Origin of the sequence: Pedobacter sp. ISL-64 (assembly GCF_018613605.1) — a bacterium.
Taxonomy (GTDB): Bacteria; Bacteroidota; Bacteroidia; order Sphingobacteriales; family Sphingobacteriaceae; genus Pedobacter.
Genome location: NZ_JAGGPU010000021.1, coordinates 165624 through 185216 on the forward strand (window position 1 = coordinate 165624; position 19593 = coordinate 185216).

Below are 19593 nucleotides of genomic sequence, written 5' to 3' on the forward strand. Positions count from 1 at the left end.
AAGACTAGCGCAAGAGACCACTGACTAAATTAGGCCATTTGCCATATCGTTTTTTCGAATTTAACTGCGTATTTTATTTAGAACATTTTTATCCGATAGTTCTTTGTCTTTAACGTCTCACCTGACTTGGAGGAATACCAAACTTTCTCTTGAATGCACTACTAAAGTGCTGCAATGAACAGTAGCCTAATTCAAAAGCAATTTCGGTAGCTTGTTTTTTACCTTCGAGCAGATCATTTTTTGAAAGGTCTAAACGTAAGTCGGATAAATAAGAAAAAGCCGTCTGATTAAACATTTCTTTAAACCCCCGCTTGAGTTTATATTCATTTATTCCCACTATTTTTGCCAATTCTACCAGCGTTGGTGGCGATTCAATGTTTTTAACCAAATAATCGCGGGCATATACAATCCGTTCTTTGTCGTAATCATGTTTTATATATTCAGATTTTGAATTTTGAAAGTTATTAAACGATTCGGCTTGCAAAACAAGTAGTTCAATCGTTTTCGAAAGAAGAAATAACCGCTTTAACCCATTTGTATAATCACAATTCAAAATTGAATTAATACAGGTTTGTAAGGGTAGATCAATATTTAGATTAGCATTTGAAAAAGCTACAGGTGTTCCCGAAACTATTTTCTCGGCAAACTGCTTAAGGGAATCATTCCCATCTTTTGACATCGTTAAAAAAGAATCCTTTGCAAATTGAATCATAAATGATTTCATCCGCAACTCATCAAACTTCATTTTACCTTCAGCACTGGTACCATAGAATAAATTATGCTGATTCCCATTCAACTCAAAAGAATTGCTCATCCCATCCTGTTTTATTGAAGTCCTTCCCTGCAAATTAAAGTGCATGGTTACCAATTCCGTATCTCCCCTCCAATCCAGTTCGGTTGGTCTATCCAGATCGGTTTCGGAATATAGAATCTTGATACCATCAAAAAGCCACTGTTTTGCCGTTAATTGTCCAAAAGGGATGTTTATTTTAAAGGTATCTTCTTTAAAACCGTGATTATTAAAGTCATTTTCATCAAAGACCGTTTTGAATGTCTTTTTATCATTTCTTAATTCAAATCCCATTGCTCCCTAATATATCAGTTTAACTCCTTTTTTTACAAGCTCATCTTTTGATCGTGCGATAATTTTGCATTATAAGGTATGTACGGAATATACAAAATCGAAGTTAGAAAAATTACATAACCTGATGATGGCCCAAATGATAAAATGGAAATATAAGTACATGCCAACAAAACAATTGAAATTAATCAATTGGGAGATGGGCCTATTTATTACTCCGGAAATGCTGTGCTGTGTGATATAAATAAAAGAGGAAAGGTGAAGTCGAACACATTTAGCAACGATAATTTTTAAACATGGAAAATACACACCAATACTCGAAAGCCACCCAATGGCTATTTTATTCCATCTGTGCTTACTTTATAATGAACGGAGCTCAGGTGTGGGAAACCGCGCTAATGGTTCCTGCGTGGACAGCAGCCCCGCCTTCCTCATTAATTTTTTTTCAAAAACCCTATGGCTTGGATTTTAAAGTGTTCTGGATAATAACACATGGGATACATGAAATAATATTTATTACAGCTTTAATTTTTAACTGGAAGATAAAGAAACGCAGAAGATTGATTGTATTGGTTCTTGTCGGACATATTGCAGTCAGGGTATGGACATTGATGTATTTCGCGCCAACTATCATGGCATTTCAGCGAGTGCCCTATAGTGATACTGTTAATATATTCCTGCAAGAAAAAGCAGTACAATGGCGCAATTTAAATTATTTGAGAGTGGCGATATTTTTTGTATTAAACTTTTTACTGATACCAGGATTAAAAATAAAAGGGAAAAACAATGAATAAAAAAGCAATAATAATTGGTGCAGGTGTTGCAGGACCAATACTGGCTTTACAACTGAAAAAAATAGGTTTTGATGCTGAAATATTTGAATCGAGACCAGAAGACAATACAAAAGAGGGGGCCTTTTTGGGACTTACTCCCAATGGCTTGAATGTATTGAAAGAATTTGTTGATTTGAGGATGCTCGAAGATGACTATACGCCTGGCTACATGAAATTTTTCAATTCAAAAGGAAAACAGGTAGCAGAACTGGGTACAGCTTATCAGAAACAGCAATACGGTGTAGAAACATTACAGTTAAAACGGACAAATCTTAATAAATATGCCCGGATAGCAGCAGCAGACGCTGGCATAAAAATAGGATATGATAAGAAATTTGTCCGTTTTGATGAAACAAATGACAAGATAACAGCATATTTTGCTGATGGAACTACGGCGACTGGTGATATTATGATTGGCTGTGATGGAATGTTTTCCGAGGTTAGAAACCAGTTGTTTCCGGAAGTTTCTGCAATCAAATACACAAAGCTTATCTCTACTGGTGGTTATGCCAAGATACCCGAACTTTCAGCACCCCTGGATTCAATACGAATGACCTTTGGGGAAAGGGGATTTTTTGCCTATTCGGTTTCTGATAAAGGGGAAGTCTGGTGGTTCAATAATTATTTTAGAGAGCAGCAGCCAAAGCCACAGGAAATAGAGAAAACATTAAAAACTGAAATTCAGGACCATTTAATAAATGTTCATAAAAATGATGATCCTTTATTCTCCAAAATAATCAGAAACAGCCACGAGATTATTGCCTATCCTATTTATGATTTACCCAAACTTTCGCATTGGTATAAAGGTAGAGTCTGCCTTATTGGAGATGCTGCACATGGTATTTCTCCACATATTGGTCAAGGAGCATCACTGGCATTAGAAGATACTGTTGTAATTGCGGAGCTGTTAAAATTACATGAAGACTATAGGACTGTATTTCAGATTTTCCAATCCAAACGCCAGCCCAGGGTAGAAAAAGTGATAAAAAGCGCCAGAAAAGTAGGCGATACTAAAACAAAAACTAACCCGATAGCAGCGTGGTTCCGCGACCGCTTAATTGGGTTCTTTATTGGCAAACAAATTCAACAGCTTGATTGGATTTATGGCTGGACTTATTCAGATTGATTTTTATACAATAAATTATTCCTCAGGATGATAATTCTATCCGACATGTATGATTTTTTAATGATAAATCATATTAGTAGTTCCCGATAAAGTTTAAAAATGCCAAATTGAATGCTAAAATATCACATCAGGAAGATTCTTCTTAAGCGTTAATTTCAAGCTTATATCCTTTAGCCCTTATAACAACAATGTTGATCTTGGGATCGAGCTCCAGTTTTTTTCTAAGTTTTGATATGAACATATCCAAGCTTCGGCCCACAATAACACCCTCGTCTTCCCATATCTCTTTTTGTAACCGGCTTCTGTCTATAGTTTCATTGGGTGACAATGCGAAAATAAGCAATACACGGGTTTCCGTTCCGGTTAGTTCTATTGTTTTTCCATGTATTGTAAGCTTCCGATTTTTCGCATCGAACAATACCGAGCCCAAAGTGAACAGGTCAGTGTACTCCCCTTTAGGTAAAGTTTTTCGCCGCTTAACAGCGCTCAAAAAAATAAATCCAACAAAGGCTAAAAGTGGCAGGCCAGCCAGAAGATATCTATTTTTGGCTGTATTTATGCCCGTTGGTTTGAATTTAATGTTGATCATGTAACATGCCTTAGGCTGTTTTCTTCCTCTGCAGGTTACAATATCATCTTTTTTGTTTTTGGATATGGCATATCCATAAGCTACACTGGCATTGCCACAGTTTAGTACGTTAACAACATAATCACTTGTGAGCGGATCTTTGGTAAACAAACGCTGAGTGGTATTCACCAGGGAGTCGGGTTGAAAAGTTAGCTCATCCTCAAATGTGATCTGGTATTCATTTTCAGCGATCTTTTTTACCGGAAGAACCCTTGATATACTGTCGCCCGACTGTAGGAGTAGTTCATGCCCGATCCGGCGGAGCAAAACTTCTCTTCTGGAGATATCAAAGTCGTCACTGCCAGTCATACTGAAAGCCACGCAGATTACAGAAATAAACGAAAGTAATATTAATCCGAACAGGTATTTGTGCTTCCCATAGACGAGATTTCGAATAAGATCCATTTGTCGAGTTTTTATTTACAAAGTTTACATTTTTATTTGCAATCCTGGTTCTTCAGACGGAAAGAAATCAAAGTAATTTCGATGAATCAATTTTATAGGATATGAACAGTCAAAGAAACGTTTTTTTGCAGCCTGCCAGAGGGTCAGGGAAATACCATTACCAGCTTTAATGGTAAAGAGGGGAAGAAGTAAAGTGTTGCAATTCGAATCCATCCAACTTTCCTCAACATGCTTTAGAATCACTTAAAACAGCAATTTTATTTTTAAATCTTCAATAAAATATTTCTGCATTAGTACAACTCCAGGGATCTTAGGAATCTCAACCAGGATCCCTATTTCTTTTAGATCAACAATGACATACTAACCTAATCTAAATTTAATAGTATCTCATTTTACAGCTGCATGATAATGTTTTTTAAGCCAGATATGCGGATATTAAAGAGTCTTAACTATATCTATTTACCGCTTTTTCCTATTTCCTTAAATAAATCTTTTATATCTCCTGATTTAAGATTATAAGATAATGATTTTGACGTCGAATAAATTGTCTCACCGGTTTTCGAATTAATCACACAAATAATCTTACTTGAACTGTCTTTAACAAAAATTAAATAGTACGCAGTTTGATCTGAATCGATAATCAACTTGTCAAGATCAGTTTTACTGATTACCTTGTAAGGAAATTTATAATCTTCGAACAAGCGCTCTTCATCAGCTGCTTTCTCTAATCTTCCAGCAAAGGGGCTAAATCTCAATAGGTTAAAGTCTGGTATGTATAGTGTCTCTTTTGTAAGTTTTGCCAATTCAGCTTTGTTCGTGATATCATCTCGTACACTAATGTTTTTTCCAGCTTTAAGTAAACTGGTCATTTGATCAAGGTAGTTTTTTAACATACCTGGGCTCCAGTTGTAGAGAAGGCCACCACCGTCAAAGTCATATTTCTTAAAAAATGCATCCGTATTAAAGGCTTTTTCATCAACAGATAATGCCACTTCAGCTACGGGTTCATGATCAGATTTTCTAAGTAGTCGGTTGCTCGTGAAATATTTTTCCTTGCAAGTCCAAAGAGACAGCGCATAGTAGATATTGTATGTATTGCCACTTCTCATGGTTATTGCCTGAAGACTTAAAAAACTGTCGTTTGGCCTCAATGTGCTTTCATGATCTGGTGATAGATAATCGATCGCTTTTGATAAAGTCCAGTTTTTTCTAGCCTGTTCAAGGTACTGTGCTGCACCTGGAAATTCGATGCTTTGAACCATAATATAGGTCCTCCCTTCCTTGATCTTGCTTAGTTTCTTGGCGTCAAGAATACTAACCTGTGCATGAACATTAAAGGCTACAATTAGTAGCGCTATAAGCATAAAGAGTTTTAATTTGATAGTCATGAATTATTTTTTTTTGATTAATGCAGTTACTTCCAATCGGTATATAATACGTCACCATCAGAAGTATATGTTTCACCAATTATCTTTCTTTCAGCTTGCTTATTAAAACCGATTGCTAAAGGGTAGATCTTTACTGGCGTACCTGATGCATAAGCCGTTACTGCAAAAGATTTGCTCTCATTGAATAGTGGAGTAATCATGCCAGCATCACTACCAAAATCATAGTCTCCACTTCTCTTAAAGTTCGTAAAAACATAGGCTTGATTGATATGATTAGGTTTTGTACTGTTTGTAATATACCCAAGAACCAGATCTCTTTTATTATTCGAAAATGCAACATATTGCATTTTCGGGTAGGTCGAATTATCTTCAAATACAACATCAGCAGTTTTGTCTGCTGGTTTTATAATCATTTTGTACTTATCTCCAACCAGATAATTATATCCATGGATAACGTAGGCAAGATCACCCTGAATGGAAATCGATGCCGATAAAACCTCCATGCTCATCCCTGAAACTAATCCATTATAGGTAATTTCAGGCAGTTTCATATCAGGGCCGTAATAAACGATTTTATTGCCATTTAATATATAAAGCGTTTTATCATCAGCGCTCCAATCAAATGATTTAATGTCAGTATACTGATTAATCCTAGCGGTTACCTCACCATTTAAATCCGTTATAGCGATGCTCCCTGAGTAATACTCCAAATAAGCAAACTTTTTGTGATCATGAGACATTTTGATCAATCGCTTGGTAATATTCGGTGTATTGGTTATCCTCTTCCCTGGCTTAGAAAGATTCTCCAGGTAATAAACATCGTTTTTATAAATTATGGCAACATGTTCAATATCTGGGTTCTTAAGTTTGATCAATTCCTCAATAACGTTTTTGTCAACATATGGGTTTATAGCTTTTTTACAGGAAGAAAATAGCGTAATCAATAAGCATAATAGTAAAAATATAGGTCTCATATACTTAAAATTTATAAGAAATTCCCGTACCTGCTGACAAGGTTGTATACACAGTGCCTAAATCCTTGTTGAATACCGCAGGAGCCAAATTGTCATTATTTCCGGTGGGAGAAAAAAGATTGTATTTTACCAATACATTCCAGGCTATAGATTCTGTAATGTTAAATGAGAGCCCCAGCTTTGGGCCTATATATACATTTCTATCAGCTACTCCAGATATTGACGACTGTTGACGATCGTTTGAAGTTGTTTCATAATCTGTCTTGTAAATGCCAAAATTTAAACCAGCAAGTCCTTTAATGGTTTCGGTAAAAGGGATATGGTACAAAAAGCCTAAGTAAGCTGATTTAACTTTGTATTCGCTAAAAGTATCAACACCGTAATTTTCGCCATCATCGATCAAGTAATAAAATTCTGCTGCTTTAGGCTGGTAAACGTGATAACCTACTGTGATATTAATGGAAAACCTTTCACTTTTCGAAAGCAACAAACTAACGTTAGGAGAGATTGCAGGCTTGTAAGTAAAACCGAGTTTCCCCAAAGGGAAATCATAATCAGCACCAATTTGGACACCAAAGCTAAGTCGGTCATCCTCATAATAAGGGTACTGAGCTTTCACAATATTGCATAGCAATATCATGAAAAAGAATAAGAGCGTTTTTTTCATTTTTGTTTGGTCTGCGAAAATACATTTTTTTTATATCCTTGCAAGCCTACTCATTATTTTTTGTTCAAATTATTTACAGGCAATTAAACGTGACAGGTTCGAATGGAATCACAAATATGATACAGCCTGGCAGCCTGCGTAATAATATTCCTTCATTCACTTTCTATGTTCTTTTTTCGTAACTTTTATACAAAAATGGTATTTTTCGCCGATGGATGTAATTGCAAATTTTCCTATACTCGATATCAGTGAATTCTGGCCCGAGCAAGATTCGGGAAATAACTTGCTGTATCATGAAATAATTGGAAAAAGGCATATCGAAAAACCACATAAACATGATTTTTTCCTTTTTATGCTTTTTGAGGAGGGAAGCGGTATACATACCATCGATTTTATAGATCGCCAGGTCACCGGGAGCCAGTTGCACTTATTGTTTCCCGAGCAGATCCATAAATGGGAGCTCGGCGAAGAAACCCACGCCCATCAACTTATGATTAGTAGGAGCATATTCGAAACGCTGGCCAATTCTTTACGCTTTTCATTAATCTTATACCAAAATTATCCGGTAATAAACTTAAGTGCCGAAGCTTATGGAAAAATCCTGTACGAATTTCAGCGCATCAGATCTGAGCTCCCAAAGCCTGCCATACTTTGGGAAATTATCAATGCCAGGATCAGGCTTATTGCGCTGATGGTTAGTGAAGAGGCAGAAACATTGTTCAATAACCAAACGGTTTACCAAACCAAACCGATGCTTTTTAAATACCGCTCGCTGATCGATATGCATTATAAGAAGGAAAAACTTGTTGGGTTTTATGCCGATCAGTTAAGTATTTCCGCAAACTATCTGAACATGCTCTGTAAAAAACATTTTCATGTATCAGCCACAGCACTCATTCACGAACGTTTAGTCCTCGAAGCAAAACGGATTTTACTGACTACCGAAAGGCCCATTAAAGCGATTGCCTTCGATCTTGGGTTTTATGACGTAGCTTATTTCTCTAAATTCTTTAAAAATCAAACCCGAATTACCCCACGTGCATTTCGCGAACAGTTATGAATTGAGCAGGATATAGGCTGTAAATTCGATAAATAAGTATAGATAGTTATAAATGATACAATTTTTAATATAAATCCTACTATTCATAAACATAACAGAAGGTTATTTTTGTAGTAAAGAATCCTGTTATGATAAACCCAAATTCGATCTCGAGAAAAGATTTTATTAAAAGCTCATCTATTTTGCTTGCAAGTACCTGTTTACTGTCAGCAGAACAGGCCATTGCAAATGAAAATGCAAGCCATTTCTCAGGAAAAACTTTGACGTTAAAAAATGTTAGGCTAGAAACGGGATTCGAATATGATCAGGATGAGGTAATCAAAACAAAAACCGAACTTTTCATTATTGAGATTGAAGACGGTAAGGTGAAGCGTGTTCTTCCTAATAATCCTGATGCAAAAGCAATCGATGCAAAGGGATTGTTAATGCTCCCGGCTTTCAGGGATATGCACATCCATCTGGATAAAACCTATTATGGATTGCCGTGGCAGGCGCATTTGAAGAAGAATAGATCTGTAAAGGATATGATTGCTTTCGAACAACAGATAATTCCTGAGCTGTTAAAAACTTCTATACCACGTAGTGAAAAATTAATTGAGTTACTTCAATCTTACGGAACAAGTTATGCAAGGTCGCATGTAAATATCGATCCTACCTCTGGATTAGACTCGCTGAAGCATTTAGAAACGGCATTATTGCATAAAAATAAATCTTTTCAGGCAGAGCTGGTGGCTTTCCCACAGCATGGTATATATTATACTAAATCTGCGGAACTGCTGAAAGAAGCAGCCAAAATGGATATAGACTTTATTGGTGGCCTTGATCCAACTTCAATTGATGGCGGTATTGAAAAACACATGGATTTTGTGGTACAACTGGCATTGGACAATGGAAAGGGGATTGATATCCACCTCCACGAATCAGGCGAATCTGGTTTGAAAACAATCGAATACCTGATTGATAAAGTAATGGAAAACCCAGTGTTGAAAGGAAAAACCTATGTGAGCCATGCTTTTGCATTGCGGTATCTCGATAAAACAAAAACCGAAGAAATTGCTGAAAAACTCGGCGCTGCAAAAATGGGAATAGCTTCAACCATTCCGCTTTCTGGTAACCCAATGCCCATCCCTGCACTGTACAAGTATGGCGTAGAAGTGGTAGCGGGTAATGATTGTATCGTTGACCATTGGAATACTTTTGGCACAGGAAGCATTTTGCAAAAGGCCAATATAGCTGCTCAAATTTATGGCTATCGTACAGAATTTGAACTTTCAAGGATATTGAAACTGGCTACGGGTAATATCGTTCCGTTAGATGATAATGGAAAAAGACAATGGCCCAACACAGGCGATAAAGCCAATCTGGTACTTGTTGACGCCAGTTGCTCCGCAGAAGCCGTATCAAGGGTATCACCTGTTAAATTACTCATCCATGCTGGAAACCTGGTTTTCTGATTAAATGAAAATGAATTGAAATATTTCTGATAGAATAAGCTTATGACCTGTGTTTTTTGTGAAAAAATCTTATCTTGATTTTACACACAAATAAATCTTAAGGATATGAAAATCACATTAGACACAAAATCCCTTTTATTGGGGTTTTTGGGCGCAGGCTTAATGTTTACGGCCATCAGTTTTAAAAACGGACAGGATCAAACCGGTGGAAGGTACCGCACCGAAGTAAACGCCAACAATCTTGTCGTTATCCTCGATACTGAAACTGGAAATTATATCATTGGCCCGGGCATGCAGTCGTTTGGAAAAGTGCAATGGATAAAGGGAGAGTTTGACAAAACATTTAGTACCGCAGTAGACAATAAAAAAGAGCCGAAATAATCAACTGTATCATAAACGAGGTGAATCCATGGTCTGTGTCTCACAGACCATATTTTTGTTTTTTACCGAAGGAAAAGTCTCATGAAGTTGTCATCCTGAGTGGAGTCGAAGGACCTTATTACAATTAACTAAAGATAATGAAGAATAGTTACTTCACACTTATCCGTTCCACTACTGGTTTACCTGTCGATTCTTCGGTGCCTTCCACTTCCGCATATTTTACATTCGGAAGCCAGAAACTGCCACCCTGTATCCTGATAAACAAGCGCGTAACCCTGATGGTTTTGTTGTTTAGGGTTACCGAAACGTGATAGCTTTTATCACTATACCTCTGCAGATAAAAAGCTAGTTTTTTATGCGATACAAACCTGAATTCATATTTATCTGTTCCCAGTTCCTTCGTATCGATACCATATGCAAACTTCCGTTGGATATAGCCCAGGTCTTTTTTCTGTCCTTTTTCACCATAGCGGATCCAATAAACCTGAATAGGAGCACTAGCATTGATGCTGCCATTTTCTTTTAGGTTTAGTGCATAGATCAGGGTGTTGGTATTCGGGTCACGTTGAAGATAAAATAACATATGATCTACATTTTTAGGCGTGGGAAAACTGATAGGGGATGGATCTTTCGATTGTGCCCATGTTTCGGATGAAAAGAGGAAAAAGGTTAAAACTATAGTGAATAAGGCTTTGAATATAATGGGTAGTCTGGGTGGTGTTGAATACATTTTAGGCTTATTATTTAAAAGAGCGTTTAAACTAAAGGTTTGAATAATTTTTACGTGTCGGTTTTGGGTTGATGATGTGGAATTTCTTCATTGATCTTATTAAGTTGTTCATTATAAAGCCGGTCTGATTCTGCCTTACAATGTTCATAATCATCTAATTTTTCGCAAGAAGTGTTTCCGTGGATCTCGAAAAAATCCCTGATGGATGGATAATCAAAATAAACTGACATATTATTAAATTTAGGTTACCAATTTTTGGAAGGGATAGCCATTGATCGTTCGCCGAAAACAGTAAAGGGATCTGCTTTCAAACTCATCTTTTCTGCCATTGCAGAAGGAATTAGCACCTTGTTAATCAAACAGGTTGCTAAGACATCAAAGGGCCATTCCCTACGTCTTTCTTGATAAGTATTAGACGTCATGGACGGAATCGAACCGCCGTACTAGGTTTTGCAGACCTTTACCTAACCACTCGGCCACATGACTATATGATCTTTTCAAGCAGCTTTAGATTCACCTTTTGAAGAAGACTTAGCAAAAGTAAAAATTAATTACTATAATTTCTATAGAAATAGTAGTTTATTTTTGTTGGGTTTGTGATTCGTTAGCTTATTTGTAATTTAATTTGTTGATTTTTAGTTGTTTGTGTCTATAAAATAATTACGGATAGATGCTTAAACAAATCCGATAGCTATGGATCAGGATGACGATTATTCTCACAGGATGCCATCCAGAGAGACAATTTATTGCAAAAAATCAATATAATTGATTTGGTTTTAAGAGAATGATAGCCTCGGGGTATCGTCATTTCGACCGCAGTGTTCCAAAGGAACTCCTTCGGAGGAGAAATCTTTGAACCATGATAAAAGATTTCTCTCCCGAAGGTTCGGGACTGTGCTTCAGTCAAAATGACGATCCTTTTTATTAAAATTTGTCATTAAAAGCTAGTCAAATGATTAATTAGCGATGTCTTCGAGAGTCAATCACTAATGTAACTTAACTCTATAGGCCCTTCGACTACGCTCAGGGTGACACAGCTCGGTCTCCTACACCACGCGCTCTGCTCAAATCCCTTTGTCCCAAAAAGATATCTATCTTAATTGCAAACTATTCTTCTGTAAATCAGTTTTTTATAAATAAAGTATATAAAATCTATAGGAGTACTTGTTTAAATTAAGCGAAGTTTATACTTTTACAAAAAAATAAAATAATTCACTAGCAAATTTACGTTCAATATGAAACTCCGCAGACCACCTCAGCCATATTCCCTGATCAATTATTCAGATCAGTATAACTGCTGTTGCCGCTAATATAAGCTAAGATACGGATCACCTGTTAAAGGTTTTCATTCAGATATTCTTATTTGAAAATCCTGGTACCCCGGGGCCTTTTGATAGAATATTATGGTGGTCATGTATTTCAGTCAATAAGTTGCCGGGGTATCAGGAACGGCCTAACTAATCACCACCACTAGTTTAGGTCTTACTCTAATTAATTCACCACCATTAATTAGTTGATTTATACAGAAGAAGAGAGAGTCAGTACTCGTTGAACTTCTAGCAACTTTCCATAGGAAAAAGTGCTCAAACGGATCTAGCAATAGATTATAAATTAACCAATAACAAGTAAACTCACGTTTCCTGTTAGGGATTTCATTAAAGCATAACAGTTGTTTAAACAGCCTGTACCCATGCTATATGGTTTTCTGTGGGCTAGTGTTAACATGCATCATTAACATCGTCAAGATGTATAAAGAAACTCCTGGTTCATAACAGGTTTATATTTGGTTAGAAAAAGGGGCATGTCTGGATAGAATGCCCCTTTGTTTCTTAATAGTGGTCGTCATTTCGAGCGTAGTCGAGAAATCTATGAATTGAATATAGCTTATAGATCTCTCCATTTCGCTGCGCTTCAGTCGAGATGACGTTTCTCTAGAAGTTTACCCCAATTTCCTTCCTGTATTAATCACATTAACTCCGTTAAAACGGGTAGTGGCACTTCCGTGTGAAACGGCACTTGCTTGTCCTGGCTGACCTTTTCCATCCGAAAATGTCCCACCCAACCTGTAGTCGTTTTTATCGCAGCGTTGTGCACAGGAGTTCCAGAATTCTTGTGTATTGGCTTGGTAAGCAGCATCCTTAAACATGCCTACAATTTTGCCTTCCTTAATTTCGTAGGCCAACTGTGCGCTAAACTGGAAGTTATAACGCTGTTGATCGATAGAATAAGAATTCCGACCAAACATATAAATGCCTTTCTCTACATTTTTAACCATATCTGCCGCGCTTAAAGCAGCATTTCCTGGTGCTAATGAAACGTTTGGCATTCTTTGGAACTGAATACTATCCCAGCTATCAGCATAGCAACAACCCTGCGATGCTGCCAAACCTAAAATATGTGCCTGATCTCTTATTGTCTGATAATTCACCAAAATCCCATCTTTAATAATATCCCATTGGCCACATTTTACGCCTTCATCATCATAACCCACTGCGCCTAATGAACCCACTTCTAGTTTATCGCCAATGATGTTTACCTCTTTACTCCCGAAGTTGAATTTTTTGCTTTCCCATTTATCTAGTGTTAAGAAACTGGTTCCTGCATAATTGGCTTCGTAACCTAAAACGCGGTCTAACTCTGTCGGGTGACCAACAGACTCGTGGATGGTTAGGAATAGGTGAGAAGGATCTAAAACCAGGTCGTATTTGCCAGGGGCAATAGGTTTGGCTTTTAGTTTTTCATCAACATGTACAGCTGCTTCGCGTACATCCTCCAAAATATCGTATCGTTTTTTGTAAAGTGTTACTGGGCCACCTTTAATTTTTTCTTCGTCATTTGGTTTAAGATATTCAAAACCCATACCCATTGGTGCACTTAAGGCATTTCTGGTTTCGAACTTACCACTGGCCGCATCTGTTTTGGTTAGGGTAAAGGTTGGCCATATCCTGTGGATATCCTGATCGATATAAGAACCATCAGTTGACGCAAAATATTTCTGCTCATTGATCATAAACAGGTTGGAACTGATATATTTTGCACCGCCTTTCATCGCCTCGCTATTTACCTTTAAAAGTAGGTCAACTTTGTCGGCAATGGGTACCTCAAAAGCATTGATTTCGATTGGTGTTTTCCAACTTACCTCCCCATATCCTTTTTGCGCTGTTAATTGAACAGGTTCTTCCATGAGTTTAGAATTTCCTTTGGCAATGGCTACGGCAGTTTCTGCAGCTTTGGCGATGCTGGCATTATCCATGTTATTGGTAGCGGCAAAACCCCAGCTTCCATTGGCGATAACACGAACACCTAAACCATAAGATTCGGAATTGGAGATGTTTTCTACCCTGGTTTCTCTAGTAGCCACTACCTGATTTAAATACCGTCCAATGCGTACATCGGCATAAGTTGCACCTTTGCTTTTTGCAGCGTTGAGGGCAACATCGGCCATTTTTTTCTTTAGGGCAATATCGACAGGCGTTAAGGATTCTTCAATAAAAATAATTTTGCCAAAGGCAGGTATATTGGGCATCATGCTGGTACCAAGGCCAACACCTGTCATGTATAAAAAATCTCTTCTTCTCAATTTTTTGATTTTTATTAATAAAAAACGTCGTCATCTCGACTGAAACGCAGTGGAATGGAGAGATCTATCTAGACAGATCTCTCGACTTCGCTGCACTTCGCTCGAGATGACGGTATTTAGAGGGAATTCCTTAAATCGCATCCGATAAAGAAGTAAACGTAAAATCGCGAATTTTCATTGGCGGAATCAATCCACTCCCTGTTCTCACCGGTTTACCCAAAGCTTCAACATTGTTGAGCATAATTACCGGACTCTCGTTGAACCTGAAATTCTTGATCGGAAATTTAATCTCACCATTTTCGATGTAAAAAGTACCGTCACGCGTTAACCCGGTAAGTAATAATGTTTGAGGATCTACCGAACGGATATACCAGAAACGGGTAACCAATATGCCTTTTTCAGTACTTTTGATCAGATCTTCCAACGATTGTGTTCCACCTTCTATGACCATACTGCGGCTAAAAGGAAGCGGTTGAACATTTTTTTGAGCAGCCCAATATCTTGAATAAGACAGGTTTTTAACTACCCCTTTTTCAACCCATTGCGTTCTTTTTACTGGTAAACCTTCGCCTGTGAATGTAGAAGATGGGATTTCAGTATTCATTGGATCAGAGTAGATATTTACGTTTTCTGAGAACAATTGCTCTCCTAAACGGGTACCACCACCCTTTTTGCTCATAAAACTCCGGCCTTCGTCAGCACTTCTGGCATCAAAACCCCTAAACATATTGCCGATAATATCGCTGGCTGCAAGTGGTTCTAAAATAACAGTATATTTTCCTGGTTCGACGGCTTTTGCACCTGCAGAACCATTGGCTTTGCTTGCTGCAATTTTGCTAAGTGCCAGGGTATCCATTTTGTCGAGATCATTAAAGCCTTGCTCAACGTAGCCTGATCCTGTTCCTTGCTTGTTTCTAACAGTTACCGAAAAAGAAACATCGGTGCCTTTATTGTAGGCGAACAAACCTTTAGAGTTCATGATCGCGTTAAAACGGGTTGAGTTCTCTAAGAAACCGGCCGCATCTAAACCAGCTGCCTTTGATACACTTAAACTTTTTCCTACCATTTCGGCCCTGGTATCAGGAGTCATGGCAGCAGTTTTAGCATTGTATGTATTCGATTCTGGAAAAGTCTGTGGACCTAGTGGAGGCATAAACTCAGGGTTTTCTGGTGCCAGCATGGCCAGTTCTTCTGCTCTTTTTACCACCTTTTGTAAGGAAGCATCATCAAATTCATTTATCGTTGCCGAACCAGTTTTTTTACCAAAAGTGGAGCTTACACCTAAACTCATGGTACTGATCTGCCCTGCGGTAGAAACCGCATTGCGGGCATAACGGATATTCCCGCCATCAGAACCGTTTAAACCTACTTCGCAGAAATCGGCTTTCGAATAACTGATTACTTTTTTTAGTATCGCCTGGGCTTCTTCTTTACTTAATATGGCCATAATTATATTTTTCTTGCTGTATTGATAACATTAACTCCATTAAACCGGGTAGTGGCACTGCCATGCGATACGGCACTGCTTTGAGAAGGCTGTCCTTTTCCATCATTAAACGAACCGCCTAAACGGTAATCACTTTCATCGCAAATGGCATTGCACGAATTCCAGAACTCTTGCGTATTGGCCTGGTAGGCTACATCGTTAAGCATGCCTGCAATTTTACCTTCCTTAATTTCGTAGAATATCTGTCCGCCGAACTGAAAATTGTAACGTTGCTGATCGATAGAAAAACTTCCGTCGCCAATGATGTAAATGCCTTTTTCAACATTTTTGATCATATCATCAACACTCAGTTTTTCTTTTCCTGGCTGTAGCGAAACATTTGGCATACGCTGAAACTGAACATCATCCCAGCCCTGCGAATAACAACAGCCATTTGATTCTGTTAAACCGATAATGTGTGCCTGATCACGGATGGCCTGGTAGCTTGTGAGTATCCCATTTTTGATCAGATCCCATTTTTTGCATTTTACGCCTTCATCATCGTAGCCAACAGCACCTAACGAACCTACCTGGGTTTTATCAGCTACAATATTTACTTTATCACTGCCAAATTTGAAATTTTTTGATTCCCATTTATCTAAGGTAAGGAAGCTGGTGCCTGCATAATTGGCTTCGTAGCCTAAAACACGGTCTAATTCTGTAGGGTGGCCAACAGATTCATGGATGGTTAGCCAAAGGTGTGAAGGATCTAAAACCAGATCGTATTTACCTGGCTCAACCGATTTTGCTTTTACTTTTTCTGTTGCTACACGGGCTGCTTCTTTAACATCTTCCAGCATATCATAACGGCCTTTATAACGGGTTACAACACCAGTAACTTTATCTTCAGGGCGGGCATGCATGTATTCATAACCTTTACCCGAAGGTGCACTCAATGCATTACGTGTTTTAAATTTACCCGATTCGCGGTCTACTTTGGTTACATTGAAAGTCGGGTAAATGCGGTGGACATCCTGATCGATGTAAGAACCATCAGTAGATGCGAAGTATTTCTGCTCATTAACCGCGAAAATAACGGAATTTACAAAATTGGCTCCATTCTGCATGGCCACGTCGTTTACATTCAAAAGCAGGTCTACTTTCTCCTTTACCGGAACTTCGAAGGCATTAATTTCGATTGGTGTTTTCCAGCTTACCTCGCCGTAACCTTTTTGCGGAGCCAGTTGAACCGGTTCGCCCTGTATTTTGGCATTGGCTTTTGCAACGGCAACCGCTTGTTCGGCTGCTTTGGCAATGGCATCTTTGGTTACATTGTTTGTGGCAGCAAAGCCCCAGCAGCCATTGGCTAAAACACGAATGCCTACACCATACGATTCGGTATTGGCTACGCCTTGAACACGTTTTTCGCGGGTGGCTACAAACTGGTTTAAATAACGCCCGATGCGGATATCGGCATATGTTGCACCTTTTGATTTTGCCGCATTTAGTGCAACATCAGCCAGTTCCTTTTTAATTTTAACATCTACTCCATCTAAGGCCTGTAATGGGTCTATAGGAGTTCCGAATGCAGAAAGGTCGGGAAGGAGTAGGGCACCCATACCCATTCCGGATAAGTAGAGGAAGTCTTTTCTTTTCAATTGGTTGAATTTAGTTAGTTTACGTTCTCAATATAGCCAATTGTGAAGCGAAAATTGGAAATTGATTATAACATTTTAGTTTCAATGCTGAAAAAAGAATAATTTTTTGTCTAATGGTGTTTTTAACTAAGGATGAACATAGGTAAACATAGATTCTGGATGTTCTGGGAAGTTTTAGCCATACCTGCAAAGATGTTTTGCTACAGAAAAATACGGAAAGCACGCAATATTTACTCAATTGTCATCCTGAGCGAAGTCGAAGGATCTTTCAGTCGTGATTACTATAGTTCTTAATGAGCGTTAGCATTAATGGGGTTTGTCATTCTGAACGCAGTGAAGAATCTTTATCAGATTGCACTGTTTCATTGGAGGAGGATTCTTCACTGCGTTCAGAATGACAGTAAGCGCGCGACTTATTTAACGGCCAATATCCTCGATTCGTACCATAAAAAGCCGGCTGCAAGCAGAAACCCTGCAAAAAACCACCAGAGTGATACTTCTTCCTCTACAATAGTATCTGTTAATTTATTTTTGGCTTTAGTAGTACCCAGGTTTTTGATAAACTGATGGGTTCCATCTAGCTTTTGTTGGTTTTTGAGTGCTTCCCAATCTGTTTTTTTGTAGATATATACTGGCTCAATGGCTTGATTTACTTCTAAATTAGTCCAGCCTGATTTTTGAGGCCAGTATAAAGCATCCCATTGGAAAGGAAGCTCCATGTTTTGTCGTGGACTGAGTAAAATACTATCGATTTTTAATTGTGGGATCCTGTCTGATGCTACCAGATCTGCAATAATCCTCATTTTTTGGTGGATAACAGGGAATTGAGGAATGATGTTTACAGACTGAATATCGTTTCTTTTCCTGGCTGCATTGGCCAAAATTTTAGACCAATAAGTAGCATAATCAGTTTTTTGCCCTGAAAGTAACCAATTATAGGTGGCGGAAAGTGTAGAGACTAATACTTTGCCATAACCGCTGATGCTGCTATTAACTACTGTTTTACCGCTGGCATCGGCAACAATGGGCTGGTCAGTTTGGTTAGACTTTAAAAATACAGCTTGTTCAAGTGGTAACGGATTAAATTTGTGATGATCTTCTGTCACGATTAAATTTAAGGGTTTTCCTTTTAAAACAGGAGATTCAAAACGGCCAAATTTACCACCGAGTGTTGTCAAAGCTTTTGTATTTGTAACCCTGATCAATAATCCCATTCCGTTATTAACCCCAAGCGCTATTGATGACCTTTCGTTGGGGCTAATAGCTGCTAATTCTTCTTCATCGATGATCAGGATATCGAATTTTTTTAAGGATGATGTATTAATTCGATTAAGGTTTATGCTATCTATGTTAAGGAAATCGAAAGCAAATTTATTTTTACTGATCTGACTTCTGAAAGCCAATGGATATTGATTTTCATATAGCCAGTTTTTTAAAAATTTATATTCGAAGTCGGGAAAAGAGGCTAAAATCAGCACTTTCATGGGTGTCTGATCGCTAACCTGAACCGGCACGGGTTCTTTGGCCAGGGTATCATTTTTTTGTAACGCAATTAATTCGTAAATGGCTTTTCCTGTTTGTTTGGGATTCGTTTTAAATGAAAAAGATTTATTCGATTTTGCCCCGATAGCGATCGAATCTACTGCTTTACCTAAGCCCTTGAACAAAAGTTTAACCATTTCGCTCCCTGAGTTTTGATAAGTTCCCTGAACTTGAAGCGGTTCACTGGTTTTTAATTTGGCTGGCCAGTTGGCAGAAATGATCCCGCCAGGATTTGCCGAAGGATGAAAGGTGATCTGGTATCCTTTGAGGTTTTTCAGTTCAGCTGCACTTAAGCCATAACCGTAAATATTCAGTTTTCGGATATTTGGATTCGATTTTAAGAAATAGGAGAGATCGGAAAGGGTTGTGGCCTTCGTATTTTTTAAATTTACTGATGGAAATGCATATTTTTTCCTCTTTAGTTTTGCAACAGAATCGGTGTTTGTGCCGTCGGTGAGTAAAATAATTTCATCAGGATTTTGTTTTACATGTGTTTCGTATCTGATCGGTACAATTAACAGAATAAAACAGCCCACGGCAACGATATTCGCTAAAATTCGCCATACCAATCGCGCTCGATTTGTCCGGGTTACCTCTTTGTAGAGCAAAAAGGCCAATAAAACCAAGCTAACCAGAATAGCGATGTATTTAAATTCCATA

The 19593-nt window shown here is 38.1% G+C and carries 16 protein-coding genes, 1 tRNA gene and 2 riboswitches; of the genes, 5 read left to right on the forward strand and 12 right to left on the reverse strand.

Annotated features, from left to right (window positions below):
* Positions 1–109 precede the first annotated feature (109 nt).
* Entirely contained in the window at positions 110–1084 is a 975-nt protein-coding gene (locus tag J7E57_RS23155; RefSeq protein WP_215125667.1) for a helix-turn-helix domain-containing protein, read from the reverse strand.
* Between the two features lie 293 nt (positions 1085–1377).
* Here J7E57_RS23155 and J7E57_RS23160 point away from each other — a divergent pair, with 293 nt between their 5' ends.
* Positions 1378–1875: a transposase gene (locus tag J7E57_RS23160; protein WP_215125666.1), complete on the forward strand. Its 498-nt coding sequence runs from the start codon at positions 1378–1380 to the stop codon at positions 1873–1875.
* On the forward strand, positions 1868–3040 hold the full coding sequence (locus J7E57_RS23165) for an FAD-dependent oxidoreductase (RefSeq protein WP_215125665.1): 1173 nt from the start codon (positions 1868–1870) through the stop codon (positions 3038–3040). Before J7E57_RS23160 ends, J7E57_RS23165 begins: the two co-directional genes overlap by 8 nt.
* 142 nt (positions 3041–3182) lie before the next feature.
* On the opposite strand, the gene J7E57_RS23170 is transcribed toward J7E57_RS23165, so the two are convergent.
* The 4 genes from J7E57_RS23170 to J7E57_RS23185 form a co-directional block, all read right to left on the reverse strand.
* Complete coding sequence (locus tag J7E57_RS23170) at positions 3183–4073, reverse strand: winged helix-turn-helix domain-containing protein (RefSeq protein ID WP_215125664.1); 891 nt, start codon at positions 4071–4073, stop codon at positions 3183–3185.
* Positions 4074–4528: 455 nt separating this feature from the next.
* A complete protein-coding gene (locus J7E57_RS23175) occupies positions 4529–5461 on the reverse strand; it encodes a hypothetical protein (RefSeq protein ID WP_215125663.1) in 933 nt (310 codons plus the stop codon).
* 26 nt (positions 5462–5487) lie between these two features.
* Positions 5488–6435, reverse strand: a complete 948-nt coding sequence (locus tag J7E57_RS23180; RefSeq protein WP_215125662.1) for a hypothetical protein — start codon at positions 6433–6435, stop codon at positions 5488–5490.
* A 4-nt stretch (positions 6436–6439) separates the two neighbouring features.
* Positions 6440–7102: a hypothetical protein gene (locus tag J7E57_RS23185; protein ID WP_215125661.1), complete on the reverse strand. Its 663-nt coding sequence runs from the start codon at positions 7100–7102 to the stop codon at positions 6440–6442.
* Between the two features lie 211 nt (positions 7103–7313).
* On the opposite strand from J7E57_RS23185, the gene J7E57_RS23190 reads away from it, so the two are divergent.
* The 3 genes from J7E57_RS23190 (at position 7314) to J7E57_RS23200 (ending at position 9997) form a co-directional block, all read left to right on the forward strand.
* On the forward strand, positions 7314–8162 hold the full coding sequence (locus J7E57_RS23190) for an AraC family transcriptional regulator (RefSeq protein WP_215125660.1): 849 nt from the start codon (positions 7314–7316) through the stop codon (positions 8160–8162).
* Between the two features lie 128 nt (positions 8163–8290).
* Positions 8291–9616, forward strand: a complete 1326-nt coding sequence (locus J7E57_RS23195; protein WP_215125659.1) for an amidohydrolase — start codon at positions 8291–8293, stop codon at positions 9614–9616.
* Positions 9617–9721: 105 nt separating this feature from the next.
* Positions 9722–9997, forward strand: coding sequence for a hypothetical protein (locus tag J7E57_RS23200; protein WP_215125658.1), 276 nt, complete (start codon positions 9722–9724; stop codon positions 9995–9997).
* A gap of 148 nt (positions 9998–10145) precedes the next feature.
* Here the strand turns inward: J7E57_RS23200 and J7E57_RS23205 are convergent, their stop codons facing one another.
* From J7E57_RS23205 to J7E57_RS23235, 7 genes are all read right to left on the reverse strand, one after another.
* Positions 10146–10580, reverse strand: a complete 435-nt coding sequence (locus tag J7E57_RS23205) for a DUF4833 domain-containing protein (RefSeq protein WP_251030018.1) — start codon at positions 10578–10580, stop codon at positions 10146–10148.
* A gap of 197 nt (positions 10581–10777) precedes the next feature.
* Complete coding sequence (locus tag J7E57_RS23210; protein ID WP_215125656.1) at positions 10778–10957, reverse strand: hypothetical protein; 180 nt, start codon at positions 10955–10957, stop codon at positions 10778–10780.
* Positions 10958–11037: 80 nt separating this feature from the next.
* Positions 11038–11138, reverse strand: a riboswitch (SAM riboswitch).
* 4 nt (positions 11139–11142) lie between these two features.
* Positions 11143–11213: transfer RNA gene (locus J7E57_RS23215), tRNA-Cys, on the reverse strand.
* A 1029-nt stretch (positions 11214–12242) separates the two neighbouring features.
* Positions 12243–12340, forward strand: a riboswitch (SAM riboswitch).
* A gap of 326 nt (positions 12341–12666) precedes the next feature.
* On the reverse strand, positions 12667–14307 hold the full coding sequence (locus J7E57_RS23220; RefSeq protein WP_215125655.1) for a TldD/PmbA family protein: 1641 nt from the start codon (positions 14305–14307) through the stop codon (positions 12667–12669).
* Positions 14308–14437: 130 nt separating this feature from the next.
* Complete coding sequence (locus tag J7E57_RS23225) at positions 14438–15754, reverse strand: TldD/PmbA family protein (RefSeq protein ID WP_215125654.1); 1317 nt, start codon at positions 15752–15754, stop codon at positions 14438–14440.
* 2 nt (positions 15755–15756) lie between these two features.
* Positions 15757–17391 (reverse strand): TldD/PmbA family protein, encoded by a 1635-nt coding sequence (locus tag J7E57_RS23230; RefSeq protein ID WP_215125653.1) that lies wholly within the window; start codon positions 17389–17391, stop codon positions 15757–15759.
* A gap of 413 nt (positions 17392–17804) precedes the next feature.
* Positions 17805–19592, reverse strand: coding sequence for a hypothetical protein (locus tag J7E57_RS23235; protein ID WP_215125652.1), 1788 nt, complete (start codon positions 19590–19592; stop codon positions 17805–17807).
* Position 19593: the final 1 nt, after the last annotated feature.